This window comes from Agrobacterium sp. LEGMi-208b, from assembly GCF_059511785.1.
In genome coordinates, this window is record NZ_CM183446.1 from 426207 (window position 1) to 441317 (window position 15111).

Consider the following 15111-nt stretch of genomic DNA (forward strand, 5'->3'; position numbering starts at 1 on the left):
TTTCAAGTTCTGTGAATGGGCTCGTCTGTGAAGATGCCGCCCTGATATTTCGCTATCGCGGCCTCCGGGTCGGGGCGCGGTACGTCGCGTTCGATTTCCGCCCGGTAATGTGCGGCATTGTCGCGCCGCTGCCAGCCGAGAAAATCAACATGGGAATTATCCCACCAGCTGTCGTCATTGGCCGAAACGCCCCAGATGACCGGGCATCCGAGTTTTGGCACGCGGAAGGTCGCCTCGATCAGCGAGACGAAGTCGCCATAGCTGAGCCAGGTCGACAACATCCGCCAGTTGGTGGGTTTTTCTTCGCAGGAGCCGATGCGGACAATCGCCGTCTCCTGCCCGAATTTGGAATGATAGAGGCTTGCCATCGCCTCGCCGAAAATCTTCGAGACGCCATAAAGACCATCCGGGAGAAAGGGTGTCTCGGGGGCAAGCTGCTTGCCTTGTGGGTAATAACCGATCGTGTGGTTGCTGGAGGCGAACAGAATGCGCGGCATGCCGTTCAGCCTTGCCGCCTCATAGAGATTGTAGACCCCACGCAGATTGGCGGCCTCGATCGGATCGAAAGCCCTCTCGACGGAGACGCCGCCGAGATGAACGATACCGTCGCAACCCTTGACGAGATCATGCACCGCCTGCTCGTCTTCCAGTGCGCAGGAAACGAGTTCCTCGTGAGGGGCTGGCTTACCCAAATCGACGACGTCGGAAAGACGGATGGTCTCGGCGACATGGCCAAGCCGTCCGCGCAGCATGCTGCCCAGCTTGCCGCCGGCACCGGTGATGAGCAATCGCTTCGACATGTCGCGTCCTTAGAAAATATCGGGCTCGCCGGCGGTGCGGCCGAAATCCGTCTGCAGAAAGTCGAAGTCGCAACCTTGATCGGCCTGCGTGACGTGCTTGGAAAAGAGATAGCCATAACCACGCTCATAACGCGGTGCCGGCACCTGCCAGGCGGCGCGGCGGCGGGCAATTTCCTCTTCGCTGACCAGCATGTCGAGGCGACGCTGCGGCAGGTCGAGACGCACGATGTCCCCGGTCTTCAGCAGCGCGAGCGGGCCGCCGACGAAGCTTTCCGGCGCGACATGCAGCACGCAGGCACCATAGGACGTGCCGGACATGCGGGCGTCGGAAATGCGCACCATGTCGCGGTGCCCCTTCTTGATCAGCGCCTTGGGGATCGGCAGCATGCCCCATTCCGGAAATCCGGGACCACCGAGCGGACCGGCATTGCGCAGCACCAGAACGTGATCCGGCGTGACATCGAGGTTCTCGTCATCGATGGCCTTCTTCATGTCTGGATAGCTGTCAAAGACCAGCGCCGGTCCTTCGTGAACATGGTATTTCGGGTCGCAGGCGGCGGGTTTGATAACGGCGCCGTCAGGGCAAAGATTGCCGCGCAGCACCGCAAGCGAGCCTTCCGCATAGACAGGATTGTCGAGCGAGCGGATGACGTCGTCATTATAGACCTTTGCGCCTTCCAGATTTTCACCCATGCTGCGGCCGGTCACGGTCAGCGCCGAACAGTCGAGACGGCTTTCCAGCTGCTTCATCAGCGCCCGCAGACCGCCAGCGTAATAAAAGTCCTCCATCAGATAATCTTTGCCGGAGGGGCGGACATTGGCGATGAGCGGCGTGACCCGGCCAAGTTCATCCAGCTCATCCAGCGTCATCGGCACGCCGGCGCGCCGCGCCATGGCGATCAGGTGCACGACGGCATTGGTGGAGCAACCCGTCGCCATGGCGACGATGGCGGCATTGCGAAAGGCGTTCGCGGTGAGAATATGGTCCGGCGTCAGGTCCTCGCCCACCATCTCCACGATACGCCGGCCGCAGGCGGCCGACATGCGCTGGTGTTCCGCGTCGACCGCCGGAATGGAGGAAGCTCCCGGCAGGGTGAGGCCAAGCGCATCCGTAATGGCAGTCATGGTCGAGGCCGTTCCCATGGTCATGCAGACCCCGGCCGAGCGGGCGATACCGCCCTGCACGCCACGCCATTCCTCGTCCGTGACGTTACCAGCGCGGCGCTCATCCCAATATTTCCAGGCGTCCGAACCGGAACCCAGTACCTTGCCGGCATAATTGCCGCGCAGCATCGGGCCAGCCGGCAGATAGATCATCGGCACGCCGGCGGAAATCGCCCCCATGACGAGGCCCGGCGTCGTCTTGTCGCAACCACCCATCAGCACCACGCCGTCGAGCGGATGCGAGCGGATCATCTCCTCGGTCTCCATGGCCAGCATGTTGCGGTAAAGCATCGATGTCGGCTTGGTGAAGCTCTCGTCTACCGACAGCGACGGCATTTCGACTGGGAAGCCGCCGGCCTGCAGCACGCCGCGTTTCACATCCTTCACCCGTTCAGGGAAATGCGAATGACAGGTGTTGAGCTCCGACCAGGTATTGAGGATACCGATGACGGGCTTGCCGACAAAATCCTCCTCCGCATAACCAAGCTGCATCATGCGCGAGCGGTGGCCGAAGCTGCGCAGGTCGTCGGGTGCGAACCAGCGGTCGGAACGGAGTTTTTTATCGGTCATGTCAATGGTCCTGCGTTGCGGGTTGCGCTTAAGGCTGTCAGTCCTTCCGGAGCGTCAGCCCGCTCGTCGTGTCGAAAAGATGGATGTGCTCCAGCGGCGCCGACAGGCGGATGACTTCGTCCGCCGATGTCGAGGTCTGGCCGGAAAGATGCAGCGTCACCCGGGTGCCATCCCCGAGAGTGCCGTAAAGATAGGACTCGCCGCCCAGCTGTTCGGCGGTGCGCACAGACATGGTGAGTGCGCCTTCGCCACCCGCCTGCACATGGTTCGGGCGGATGCCGAGCGTCACTTTCTGACCGGGCTTGTAGGCAAAACCGGTCTGCGGCAGGGGGATAAGTTCGCCCGTCGCGATCTTCAGGGACGGCGCTGCATCCGACGTTACTTCGCCGGCAAAGAAATTCATCTTCGGGGAACCGATGAAGCCCGCCACGAAGAGATTGGCGGGGCGGTTATAGAGATCGAGCGGCACGCCGAACTGTTCGAGCTTGCCGGCGCGCAGAACGGCGATCTTGTCGGCCATGGTCATGGCCTCCACCTGATCGTGCGTGACATAGATCATGGTATTGCCGAGCCGCCGGTGCAGGCTGGAAATCTCGCCGCGCATATCGACGCGCAGCTCCGCATCGAGGTTAGAAAGCGGCTCGTCGAAAAGGAATACGCGCGGCTCGCGCACCACGGCGCGGCCGATGGCGACGCGCTGACGCTGACCACCCGACAGGTCCTTCGGGCGACGCTCCAGCAGCTGGTCGATCTGCAGCATCTTGGCGACCTGGCTGATCTTCTCGGCGATGTCCTTCTTCGGCGTGCCGATGTTCTCAAGACCGAAAGAAAGGTTTTCGCGCACCGTCATATGCGGATAAAGCGCATAGGACTGGAAAACCATCGCGAGGCCACGATCAGCAGCGGGCACGGTGTTGACCACGTCGCCGCCGATGACGATATCGCCGCCGCTCAGTTCCTCGAGACCCGAGATCATCCGCAGCAGGGTTGACTTGCCACAGCCGGAAGGGCCGACGAAAACGCAGAATTCGCCGTGCTTGATATCGAGATCGACACCCTTGATCACGTCGAGGGCACCATATGTCTTTTTGACCTGACGAAGCTGAATACTTGCCATTGTCGTGTTTCCTCCCTGAGGATTATTTGCCGCCAGTCGATGCAATGCCGGTGGCGATGTATTTTTGCAGGAACATGAAGACCAGCGCGATTGGGGCAAGTGTCAGCACCGTCATGGCCAGAAGGTTGCTCCATTCCGTCGTCATCTCCCCCTGGAAGGAGTTGAGCGCCAGCTGCAGGGTGAAGTTGTCGTTGCGGGTCAGCACGATCAGCGGCCAGAGGAAGTCATTCCAGCGCCACATGATCGCAAGGATCGCCAGAACCGCAAGCGCCGGGGCCGAGAGCGGCAGGATGATGCGCCAGTAGATCTTCCACTCGCTGGCCTTGTCCATGCGCGCCGCATCAAGGATTTCATCCGGGATCGTCAGCATATATTGCCGGAGCAGGAAGACGCCGGTCGGTGTTGCGGCACCCGGAATGATGACGCCCCAGAGACTGTTGATCATGCCCAGCTGGCTGGTGATGAGAAACAGCGGCACGAGCACCACGGTCTGTGGGATCATCAATGTGCCGACGACCAGCGCCAGCACCACACCCCGGCCCTTGAACTCGTATTTCGAGAGCGCGAAGGCCGCCATGGAATTGACGATCAGCATGATGAGGGTGGAGGTCACCGTGATGAAGGTCGAGTTCCAGAAATAAAGCGGGAAATTGAAACGCTGGAAAAGCTCGGTGTAGTTTTCCGTCGCAAGCGCCACCTTTTCGGCCGGCTTCAGCTCGTTAAACTGCATTTTCAGCACTTCAGCCGGCTTGGCCGGGTCGACCACCTGGGCCACGAGGCCAATGCGCCTGATCATGCCGAGCTTGCGGCCATCCTTGTCGACATAGGCCGGCAGCGGCGCTGCCTGCCCATCCACAACAACGGTTTCCTGGCTATAGGGCAAAAGGCGCGGCGGGAAGCGCTGGAGATCGGCTTCCGTCTTGAACGAGGAGAGCACGAGCCAGACGACGGGACCGAACATCATCAGCACGGCCACGCCAAGATAGGCGTAGGACAGCCAGTCGGTCCAGTGCAGCTTGCCGTTGCGGCCGCGGGTACGGGTCAGAAATGCGCCAATCCTAGCCATCGACCTTGCTCCTGTTTGCCCGGAATTGCAGGGCGGTCAGCACCACGAGCACCACGGCGAGCAGCAGCGAAGCGGCAGCCGCAAGGCCGAAATTGCGGGGCGTCCCGGCAAAGCCGGTCTGATAGATGAACTGAATGATGAAGGTGGTCGCCGAACCCGGGCCGCCACCCGTGAAGGCAAAGACTTCATCGAAGGTCTGCACACCCTTGATGAGCGACAGCACGAGAACGACGAGCATGGTGGGTGCGAGCAGCGGCAGGGTGATGCGCCGGAAGATGCGCCACGGGCTTGCCTTGTCGAGCTGCGCCGCCTCGTAGACATCACGCGGGATCGCCTGCAGGCCGGCGAGAAGAATGAGCGTGTAGAAGCCCATATGCGCCCAGACCGACAGGAAAACCGACCAGCCGAAGGCGAGATTGGCTTCCAGCAGCCAATCCACCGAACCGAGGCCGAGCCCCTCCATCGCCGCATTGAGAACGCCGAAACGCTGGAGAATCCATTTCCAGATCAGCGCGACCACGACGGGCGAGAGCAGAACCGGGAAGAAGAACACCGCGCGGAAGAAACCCCGCGCCCGGATATCGCGGTTGAGCACGACGGCCGTGATCAGCGAAAAACCGACCATGAAACCCACCTGCAGCACGACGAAGAACAGCGTGTTCCAGACAGAGCGCCAGAACAGGTCGCGCTGACAGGAATTGGGATCGAGGTAGTTCTGACAGGAGAGAAGGACCGAAAAGTTTTCGCCGCCCACGGAAGGACGTTCCGAAAGCAAGATGTGTTCACTGCCGGTCACGGAATAGGCCATGTTCAGCGCGATCGGCAGAAATGCGAAGACCGCGAACAGGATCAGGTTGGGCGTCAGGAACACCCAGGCGATCCGCCGGTGGCCGAGAACCTTCTGCAGGAAGGCAAAGGGCAATTCGACGATGCCCATGACGGGCGCAAGAAATTTATACATGAGGGTCCTCCTTCGATCCGGCGCGGCGCGGCATGCGCCACGCCGGAAGGCGATGGATCACTTCGCCTGTTTCAACGCTTCCTCAAGGTCCGTCTTCGCTCGGGCCATGGCTTCATCAACGGTGCTTTCACCGACGATGGCCTGCGTGATGCGCTGGACGGAAATGTTGAACATGGCGCGGTTGTTCTTGTAGCCCTGATAGGCATAGGCAATCGGGCTGAGGCCGGGAATCTGATCGAGCCAGGCATTCATGGCCTTCTGCGTCGCAGGCGTTGCACCGGTATAGGTCACGCCCTTGTCGGCCACCGACTTGTTGGCCGGAACGTTGCGGGTGCGAACCGTGAAGTCGAGATAGTTCTCGTCCTGAGCGAGGAAGTTCAGGATATCGGCAACGATCTTCGGGTTCTTGGTCTGCTTGAAGCCGACGATGCCGGTTCCACCGGGCATGCCGGTGCAGGCAACACCACCGCAGGGCTGCGGCACGACTTCCCAGTCAAAGGCATCACCCACCTGACTGTCGAACCGCGCGGTCTGCCAGCTGCCCGAGTAATAGTAGACGAGCTGGCCGTTGATGAATTCCTGTGCGGCGTCACGATAGGTATTGCCGCCCTGTCCGGCCCAGACGTCACGCGCCATGGTGCCGTCCTTGTTCCACTCCACGAATTTCTTCACGAAAGTGGTGAAGCCTTCATCGACCAGGATCGGCTTGCCATCAGCATCGAAAATCTTCGCGCCATAGGAAATGGCCGGACCGGCAATACGGTGGCCGGAGCGGTCGATTGCCATCGGATAAGGTGTGCCGGTCGCCTTGGCGACGGCATTGGCAGCTTTTGCCCAATCGTCCAGCGTCGCATCCTTGCCGGGGACGGCCACATTGGCCTGATCGAACAGGGTGCGGTTGATGAAGGCGCCGGTAATGGTGAGCTGGGTATGCATGCCGTAGATGCCCTTGTCGTCAGGGCCGCTGCGGTACCATTTCAGCACGTTGGAGAAATTGTCTTCCCAATATTTCGCGTCCACATAGGGCGTGAGATCGAGATAATAGCGGTTGAGACCGCCAAGGTCGGTCACCGTCGCGAAATCAGGGCCGCTGCCGCCGGCGAGCTGAACGGGCAGGCCTTCCAGCAGCGCCTTATAGGGCACGACATCGGTGACGATTTTGACGTCCGGGTGCTGCTTTTCGTAACGCGCGAGAATGTCCTTGAGGATCTCGCAACCATTACCGTCATAAGCGCAGGTGAAGCGCACTTCCTGGGCCGCCTGCGCGGCACCGGCAAAGGACGCCGCACCAATGGCGAGCGCCAGTGCCATGCTGTATTTTCTGGTCATCTGGTTTCCTCCCTTTAGATGATTATGTGTTGGCGGATGCGCGCGGAGCCCAGCCCTTGATCCACTCGCCTTCGGCGGCGTCGGACAGGCGAACCGGCTTTCCTTCCCTGACCGAGCGATAGATGGCGGTGACAAGTTCGATGGACTGCAGGCCGTCATTCACAGTCACTTCCTTGCCGCCGCGTCCTTCCATCGCGTCGGCAATGGCTTCGACAAAACCCGCAAAGCCGTTTTCGCCATCGGCCACCGTTGCCAGAACGGCATCGATCTGGTCCTGCGTCGTTGGTGCACGAGCAATGAAACGCCAGGTGTCTTCAGCCGGGCGATAGGGCAAGGTGCCGCTCTCTGCGGTGAACCCTTCAAAGCAGAAGCGCAGGCGCGACGTGTCTTCGGCCGCACCGAGCGTGACCGAGCTCGTCGCCAGGGCACCGCTTTTCATACGGAAGCTGAGGGCTGCGCAATCTTCGGTTTCGATCGTGTTGACGCGCGTGTCGGCCATGGCGAAAACTTCTTCGACCGGGCCGAGAACGTGGCAGAGAAGATCATGGGCGTGGATGGCGTGCCCGAGGATCGCGCCGCCGCACTCGCCCTTCCACGTACCGCGCCACGGAATGTCGTAATAGCTGGCGCCACGGTTCCAGTGAACTTCCGAGCTCGCGACAAAGGCCTTGCCGGCAAGACCGGCATCGATCAGTGCGCGCAGCTGCCGCATGGCCTGTCCGAAACGGTACTGGAAAACCGGGAACACGCCGCGACCCGTCTTCTTGACGGATTCGATCAGCGCATTGGCCTCTTCCAGCGAGCGGACGAGCGGCTTTTCGCAGACCACATCCTTGCCCGCCGCATGCGCCTTCAGCGTCACCGGGAAATGCAGGTGTGGCGGCAGGCAGACGTCGATGAGCTGGATGCTCTCATCTGCCAGAACCTCATCGAGATCGGTGGTCAGGCGGATGGAGGTATCGTCACCGGCAACAGAGCGGGCGCGCTCCAGATCGAGATCGCAGATCGCCTTGACGACGAAGCGCTTCGGCAGGGCCCGATAACCGCTCAGATGCTGGGCGCCGATGCCGGCACCAATGATGGCAACACCGATCATTTCGACGCTCCCTCAGCCTTGGCCTGTGCCTGCAGCGACAGGTCGCAGACCTTGAAGACGTGCTCCTGCGTCATCGCCGTTTCGGTGCGGTTGCGGATATCGTCGCAGATACGGGCGAAATAGGGCAGACCAGCATCGGACGCGTCGATATATTCGCACCGGTCGCCATTCACGAGAACGAGGCGGTCCGTGCCCTCGGTGTTGCCGACATCGACATATTTGCGCAGTTCGATGTAACCCTCGGTGCCGAGGATGGTCAGGCGGCCGTCACCCCAGGTCGGCAGCGCATCCGGCGTATACCAGTCGACACGGATATAACCGTGGCCCTTGTCGCCGCGCAGCACTACTTCGCCGAAATCCTGCAGGCCCGGATCGCCGGGGTTGGCATAGTTGGCAACGGTGGCGGCCACGATCTCCACTTCGGTCGAGCCGGTGAAGAACATGAACTGGTCGATCTGGTGGCTGGCGATATCGGTGATGATGCCGCCGTAAGCTTCCCGTTCGAAGAACCACTTCGGGCGGATCTGGCGGTTCAGACGATGGGGGCCGAGGCCGACGGTCTGAATGACGCGGCCGATGGCGCCCTGCGCGACGAGTTCGGCCGCCTTGGTCACGCTTGGAACTTCAAACCGCTCGGAAAAATCGACGGTCCAGATGCGCTTTGTCTTTGCCACGGTCTGGCGAAGGCGATCAAGCTGTTCGAAGGTGGTGCAGCCGGGCTTGTCGGACATGACATCCTTGCCGGCTTCCATGGCGGCAATCGCGAGATCGGCACGCTTGGAAGGAATATCGGCGATGACCACGAGATCGACGGTGCCATCAGCCAGAAGCGCTTCTTTCGATGCTGCGCGCGGCACATCCGGGAAGCGCTTGACGAAGCCTTCCACGACATCCGGTTCGCCTTCTGTCCACCAGCCGGCGAATTGCGCGCCGGCATCCAGCAGGTTCTGGGCCATGCCGAAAATGTGGCGGTGCTCTATGCCAAGAGCGACGAACTTGATTGCTTTAGTCATCCTGCAGTTCCACTTCCTTGCCGGTGTCGGCCGAGTTGATGATCGCGTCGATCAATCTGTGAGACAAAAGAGCCGCTTCACCGGTGACGACCGGCGGGCGTCCTGAAGAGATGGCGTCTGCGAAATCCTCGAAGACGCCCTGATGCCATTCATGCGTGAAAGCCATGGGGTCGGCACCGCCGCCCGTACCGGAGGCCGCGCCACCGAAGGTCTCCTGCCGGCCATCGCGCCAGTCGATATGCAACAGGCCCGAGGCAAGCCGCAGGCTGGCATTGTCGAAGTGGAGCAGGATCGATTCCGCCGCGCCGGGGAAACTCGCGGTGCTTGCAACGAGCGAACCGACGGCGCCATTCCTGAAGCGCAGGCCGGCAGAAACATAATCCTCGGTTTCCATGCGATGGAAACGCGTCGTCGCCGCCATGGCCTGAACCCGTACGACCGGCCCCGTGAGGCTCAATGCCAGATCGATTGTGTGGATTGCCTGGGAGATCAGAACGCCGCCGCCGTCGCGCGCCAGAGTGCCGCGCCCGGGTTCGTCGTAATAGGATTGGGCCCGCCACCATGGCACGGAAATTTCGCAAAGACCAAGCGCCCCGAGCGTACCACCGTCGACCAGTTCACGGGCTTTCTGGGACGCCGCCCGCATGCGGTGCTGGAAGATGATGCCGAGCATAACGCCCGCGTCGCGACAGAGGGTGACGAGACCATCGGCTTCCTCAGTGTTACGGGCAACGGGCTTTTCCATCAGAATGTGTTTGCCGGCTTTCGCAAGCTGTCCGACGATATCGACGCGGGCATTGGGCGGTGTCGCAATAATGGCGAAATCCACATCCGCGTCGCGTGCCGCTTCTTCGACCGAGGAGTAAACCGCGACATCGTATCCGGTGTGTTTCGACGCTTCGGCAGCCAGTGCCTTGGCGCGACCGGAACCGCCATCGACGATGCCCTTCAGACGAATTTTTTCCGGACTTGCCGCACAGGCGAGCACATGCGTCTTCGCCACCATTCCGGCGCCAACGATGACGCAGGTCTTGATATTTTGCATTTCGGGAGCCTCCTTCCCAATGCGCGATCATTTGCATACCGGTATGCCGGTTGTCAACAGGCTTGTGTTCCGGTATACCGGTTATGAAAACGCTGGAGGGTCTATGCCGAAAATTCCCGTGACAGGTGGCACCGTGCCGACGATGGAGCGACTGGACCTCAACCGTCCGGTCGTTGACCAGATTTATTCCGCGCTGAAATCCGCCATCCTTTCGCGGGAGCTTTTTCCCGGTCAGGCGGTCTCGGAAAACGAGATCGGGCAATCCTTCAGTTCCAGCCGGACCCCGGTTCGCGAGGCGCTCAGCCGGCTGAGAGATGACGGCCTGATCGTCACCCTGCCAAGCCGCGGCACCTATGTTTCGAAATTATCGGAAAAGCACATCCGCAGCGCGCAGTTCATCCGCGAGGCGCTGGAGGTGGCCGCCGTATGCAGGCTATGCCAGATCGGCATTGCGCCGGAAGCCGAACAGGAAATCGAACATGCCCTGAGCGGCCAGCGCGCGGCCATGCGCAAGGGCGACAGAAAAGCCTTCCGTATGCATGACGACCAGTTCCACAGCGCGCTTGCCGCCGCGACGGGACTGGAAAGACTGGAGACCTTGCTGATCCGCGAAAAGGCGGGACTGGACCGCCTGCGTGCGCTCGCCATCACCGACGAGGCACATATGGCGCGGCTGCTTTCCGAACATGAGGCGGTTTACGAGGCGATCAAGGCCGGGGACGAAACCCTTGCGGCCGAAGAACTGCGCAAACACCTGAGGCGTGTCCTCGGCATTCTTTCGCAGGTTTTCGAGAACCACCAGGACTATTTCGAATAATTCTGCGCCAACATTTTAAACGGTTCGAACATCATGAATACGGCAAATCCCGGACAAGCGCTTGCCATGTCGCAGGCAAAACTTCTGTGCGACACGATGAGCACGCTGGCGGAATCCCCTGTCTGGGACGAGCGGCGGCAGGTGCTTTTCTGGTGCGATATCCTCGGCAGGACAGTGCGGTCGGCTGCGCTGGAGCCCGGCCAGTATCGCGAATGGTCGTTTCCCCACACCGTGTCGAGCCTCGGGCTTTGTGAAAGCGGCGACCTCGTCGTCGCCTGTGGCATGGATATCGTTATCCTCGATCCGGACAGCGGCAAGACGCGCCTCCTCCATTCCATTCCGGCACCGGAAGACATCCCCTGTCGGCTGAACGACGGACGGGTCGGCCCTGATGGCGCTTTCTGGGTGGGAACCATGCACAATGTGCCACTTGGGGACATGGAGCCGCATGGTGAACTTTGGCGTATCACCGAAAAGAGCGCCGAGCGCATGCAGACCGGGCTGACATGCCCGAACGGGCTCGCCTTCTCTCCGGACGGATCCATCATGTGGCAGAGCGATTCCGTGCAGAAATGGATACGCCGGCGCAAATTCGACAAGGGGAACGGCACGTTCGATGACGGCGTGCTGGTGGCCCGGATGACGGAAGAGACAGGAAGACCCGATGGCGGCTGTCTCGACAGCAACGGCACCTATTACAGCGCGGGCGTTTCCGCAGGCCTGTTGAACGTTTTCATGCCCGATGGCACGCATGCGGATGTGATCGCGACCCCTGTCCCGCACCCCACCATGCCGTGCTTCGGAGGACCTGATTTCAGCATCCTTTTCCTGACGTCACACCGCCACAACATGTCCGAAGACCGCCTGGCGAAAGCGCCCTTTTCGGGCGGCGTCTGGGCAATCCCGACACGGACGAAAGGCTTTGCCGCCTTCCGTTTTGGCAAAGGTGGATAAAGGCCCGAAGCCGGGCCTATATTCCTATTCCTCACGGAAGGCGCGGCTGATCTGGTCCGTCAGCGGCTTGGCGATATAGGACAGCGCCGTCCTTTCACTGGTCTGGATGAACGCCTCGGCCGGCATGCCCGGCACCAGCGGCGCATTGTTCAGCTTCTTCCGCTCGGAAACCGGCACGGAAATCCGCGCCAGATAATAGGAGAGACCGCTTCGCTGGTCGGTGGTGATATCCGCCGCGATGCGGCTGACATGGCCTTCCAGTTCCGGCGTGACCCGCTGGTTGAAGGCGGTCATGCGCAGCATGGCCTTTTGCCCCACCTGCAGCTGATCGATATCCTTCGGTACGATCTGCACCTCCAGCGCCAGCTCGTCTCCGTCAGGCACAATGAGCATGATCGGATCGGCGGGCGTCACCACGCCGCCGACCGTATGCACGGCCATTTCATGCACCATGCCCGATTGCGGCGCGACGATATCGATGCGCTTCAACTCGTCTTCGGCGGCGACCTTGCGCTCGACGAATTCACCCATCTGCGCCTGTATCTCGCGCAGTTCCCGGCCGACCTCGGTGCGCAATTCCTGATCGATCTGCAGGATCTGCAGCTTGGTTTCGGTGATGCGCCCTGCCGTCTGCGCCTGATAGGCGATTTTTTCGCCGCGTTCGCCGCCGAATGTCGCGGCCTGCGTCTGCAGGCTGTTCAGCCGCTGCACGGAGACGATCCCCTGTTCGCGCAGGGATTTTTGCGAGGTGATTTCAGCCTCCAGCACGGCAAGGCCGTTATCATAGGCGACTTCCTGCGCCTTCAGCCCTTCGATCTCATGCTCGAACTGGGTGATACGTTCGGAAAGCTGTGCTTTGCGCCCTTCGCGATAGGATTTGCGGAATTCGAACAGCTTGGTCTCGCTGCGCATGGCGGAGGCGACATCGGCATCGTCTTTTCTCGCCATCAGCGCCTGCGGAAAAACGAGTTCCGGCAGATCGTCGCGCTCGGCCTCCAGCCTTGCCATTCGCGCATTCAGTTCATCCAGGCGCTTGGTGACGATGGCGAGATTGGCGCGGGTCTGGGTCGCGTCGAGGCGCATGACCACATCGCCGGCCTTCACCCTGTCGCCCTCATTCACCAGAATTTCGCCGACGACACCACCGCTCGGATGCTGCACCTTCTTGCTGTAGGAATCCACCACCAGATGGCCGGAGGCGACAACGGCGCCGGCAAGATTGGTCGTCGCCGCCCATCCGCCGACACCGGCCAGCAGCGCTACACCTGCTGCAAGACCGGCAACAAGATGTTTGCGGATGGAGCGGGACACATGGCTGCGCTGATCAATGTTTGACATCCGCATCTCCTTCCTGGCTGTTCTCTTCACGGACATCTTCCAGCACCAACGCCTGGGGCTGGGTATTGGCGACGACGCGCAGCGGCGAGATCGTCTGGGCGGATGCGGTAAATCCCTTGGCCGCCTGCGCCTGCGGAACGCGCAGCACCTTCGACAGCACCTCGTCGCGAGGGCCAAAAGCCTTCATACGCCCCTCTTCCATCATCAAAATGAAATCGACAGCACCGATGGCGCTCGGCCGGTGGGCGACGACGACGGCAATACCGCCCCGCGCCTTGACCGAGGAAATCGCCTTGACCACGGCGGCTTCGCCTTCGGCATCGAGATTGGCGTTGGGTTCGTCCAGCACCACGATAAAGGGATCGCCGTATAGCGCGCGGGCAAGGCCGATGCGCTGGCGCTGCCCGGCGGAAAGCGCCGAACCCGCCTCACCGATATCGCTGTCATAACCCTTTTCGAAACGCAGGATCAGTTCATGCGCGCCCGCAGCCCTGGCCGCCGCGATGATGGCTTCGGGATCGGGATTATCCTCGAAACGGGAGATATTTTCACCGATCGTGCCATCGAACAGCTCCACGCCCTGCGGCAGATAACCGATATGGCGGCCCAACACCTCACGGTCCCACTGCTCGAAACTCGCACCGTCCAGCCGTACCTTGCCGGCCGCCGGCATCCACGCGCCGGTGAGAATGCGCGCGAGCGTGGATTTACCCGAACCGGAGGGGCCGATGACGCCGAGCGCGTTTCCGGCGGTCACAATGAAGCCAAGGCCGGTGACGGTCGGCTTTCGCTCGCCCGGCGGAACGATGGTGACGTTTTCGACCCGCAATTCCTTTTCAGGCTTCGGCAGGGCCATGGCGGCGGCATTGGCCGGCATCTGTGCAAAAAGCTCCTTCAGCCGCGCCCAGCTCTGCCGGGCGGCCACGAAGGACTTCCAGTTGGAAATGGCGAGATCGACAGGCGCGAGCGCCCGGCCCATCATGATCGAGCTGGCGATCATCACGCCGCCCGAGGCCTCCTGGTTGATGACGAGCCAGGCGCCGACCGCCAGAATGGCCGATTGCAGCACGACCCGCAAAGACTTGGCGATATTGCCGAGACCGCCGGCCACATCGCCCGCCTTGCGATTGGCGGCGAGATAGGCCTCGTTGGAAATCTGCCAGCGTTTGCCGAGCCGGCCGCCAAGCCCCATGGCCTGCACGACTTCGGCATTGCGGCGCGAGGCCTCCAGTTGCCGGTTGCGGGCCATGTTTTCCACCATGGTGTCGCGGATCGGCTTCTGCGAGAAGATATTGGTGAGGATCGTGAGGGAAACAAGCAATATCGCGCCGGCAAGCGCCGTCACACCGATCCAGAAATGAAACAGAAAACATATGCCGAGATAAAGCGGCATCCACGGCAGATCGAAAAAGGCGGTCGGCCCCGTGCCGGAAAGAAAACCGCGCACATTGTCGAGATCGCGCAGCGGCTGCAGACCGTCGCCCGGCATGCGGTTGACGAGCGGCAGGCGCACCACCGCGTCATGCACCCTGCCGGAGTGGCGCATATCGAAATCTTCGCCGATGCGGATCAGAACGCGGGCGCGGATGATATCGAGCAGGCACTGGAAGCCATAAAGACCGAGCGCGAGTATGGCGAGCCCGACCAGCGTCGGCAGGCTGCCGCTTGCCAGTACCCGGTCATAAACCTGCAGCATGAAGAGCGGCGAAGTGAGCGCGAGTATATTGACCACGCCGCTGACGAGCGCAACACCGAGAAATGTGCTTTTAAGGGGCGAAACAACCGCCGCAGTCAGGGACTGCGGCGGCGTCTGCTGGTGGTTTTGAAAGCCCACAGCCTGA

At 61.3% G+C, this 15111-nt stretch carries 13 protein-coding genes; 2 read left to right on the forward strand and 11 right to left on the reverse strand.

Annotated features, from left to right (window positions below):
- Nucleotides 1-2: 2 nt before the first annotated feature.
- The 9 genes from AC5YUO_RS16680 to AC5YUO_RS16720 are packed head-to-tail and all read right to left on the reverse strand — an operon-like array spanning nucleotide 3 to nucleotide 10161.
- Nucleotides 3-800, reverse strand: coding sequence for an NAD-dependent epimerase/dehydratase family protein (locus AC5YUO_RS16680; protein ID WP_496156008.1), 798 nt, complete (start codon nucleotides 798-800; stop codon nucleotides 3-5).
- Nucleotides 801-809: 9 nt separating this feature from the next.
- Nucleotides 810-2534 (reverse strand): L-arabinonate dehydratase, encoded by a 1725-nt coding sequence (gene araD / locus AC5YUO_RS16685; protein ID WP_496156009.1) that lies wholly within the window; start codon nucleotides 2532-2534, stop codon nucleotides 810-812.
- Nucleotides 2535-2571: 37 nt separating this feature from the next.
- Entirely contained in the window at nucleotides 2572-3651 is a 1080-nt protein-coding gene (locus tag AC5YUO_RS16690) for an ABC transporter ATP-binding protein (RefSeq protein ID WP_496156010.1), read from the reverse strand.
- A 22-nt stretch (nucleotides 3652-3673) separates the two neighbouring features.
- Nucleotides 3674-4717 (reverse strand): carbohydrate ABC transporter permease, encoded by a 1044-nt coding sequence (locus AC5YUO_RS16695; protein ID WP_496156011.1) that lies wholly within the window; start codon nucleotides 4715-4717, stop codon nucleotides 3674-3676.
- A complete protein-coding gene (locus AC5YUO_RS16700) occupies nucleotides 4710-5678 on the reverse strand; it encodes a carbohydrate ABC transporter permease (protein WP_006313660.1) in 969 nt (322 codons plus the stop codon). Before AC5YUO_RS16700 ends, AC5YUO_RS16695 begins: the two co-directional genes overlap by 8 nt.
- A gap of 57 nt (nucleotides 5679-5735) precedes the next feature.
- Nucleotides 5736-7007, reverse strand: a complete 1272-nt coding sequence (locus AC5YUO_RS16705; RefSeq protein WP_496156012.1) for an ABC transporter substrate-binding protein — start codon at nucleotides 7005-7007, stop codon at nucleotides 5736-5738.
- A gap of 22 nt (nucleotides 7008-7029) precedes the next feature.
- Nucleotides 7030-8103 (reverse strand): Gfo/Idh/MocA family protein, encoded by a 1074-nt coding sequence (locus AC5YUO_RS16710; RefSeq protein ID WP_496156013.1) that lies wholly within the window; start codon nucleotides 8101-8103, stop codon nucleotides 7030-7032.
- Entirely contained in the window at nucleotides 8100-9116 is a 1017-nt protein-coding gene (locus AC5YUO_RS16715) for a Gfo/Idh/MocA family protein (protein WP_496156014.1), read from the reverse strand. Before AC5YUO_RS16715 ends, AC5YUO_RS16710 begins: the two co-directional genes overlap by 4 nt.
- The gene (locus tag AC5YUO_RS16720; RefSeq protein WP_496156015.1) at nucleotides 9109-10161 is read right to left on the reverse strand and encodes a Gfo/Idh/MocA family protein; all 1053 of its coding nucleotides are present in this window, start codon (nucleotides 10159-10161) and stop codon (nucleotides 9109-9111) included. Before AC5YUO_RS16720 ends, AC5YUO_RS16715 begins: the two co-directional genes overlap by 8 nt.
- A gap of 103 nt (nucleotides 10162-10264) precedes the next feature.
- On the opposite strand from AC5YUO_RS16720, the gene AC5YUO_RS16725 reads away from it, so the two are divergent.
- Nucleotides 10265-10978, forward strand: a complete 714-nt coding sequence (locus AC5YUO_RS16725; RefSeq protein WP_400812835.1) for a GntR family transcriptional regulator — start codon at nucleotides 10265-10267, stop codon at nucleotides 10976-10978.
- Between the two features lie 33 nt (nucleotides 10979-11011).
- Nucleotides 11012-11932 carry an SMP-30/gluconolactonase/LRE family protein gene (locus tag AC5YUO_RS16730; RefSeq protein ID WP_496156016.1) on the forward strand — a complete coding sequence of 307 codons (921 nt, stop codon included), beginning with the start codon at nucleotides 11012-11014 and terminating at the stop codon, nucleotides 11930-11932.
- 24 nt (nucleotides 11933-11956) lie between these two features.
- Here the strand turns inward: AC5YUO_RS16730 and AC5YUO_RS16735 are convergent, their stop codons facing one another.
- Nucleotides 11957-13270 carry an HlyD family type I secretion periplasmic adaptor subunit gene (locus AC5YUO_RS16735; protein ID WP_496156017.1) on the reverse strand — a complete coding sequence of 438 codons (1314 nt, stop codon included), beginning with the start codon at nucleotides 13268-13270 and terminating at the stop codon, nucleotides 11957-11959.
- Entirely contained in the window at nucleotides 13257-15104 is a 1848-nt protein-coding gene (locus AC5YUO_RS16740; protein WP_496156018.1) for a type I secretion system permease/ATPase, read from the reverse strand. Before AC5YUO_RS16740 ends, AC5YUO_RS16735 begins: the two co-directional genes overlap by 14 nt.
- Nucleotides 15105-15111: the final 7 nt, after the last annotated feature.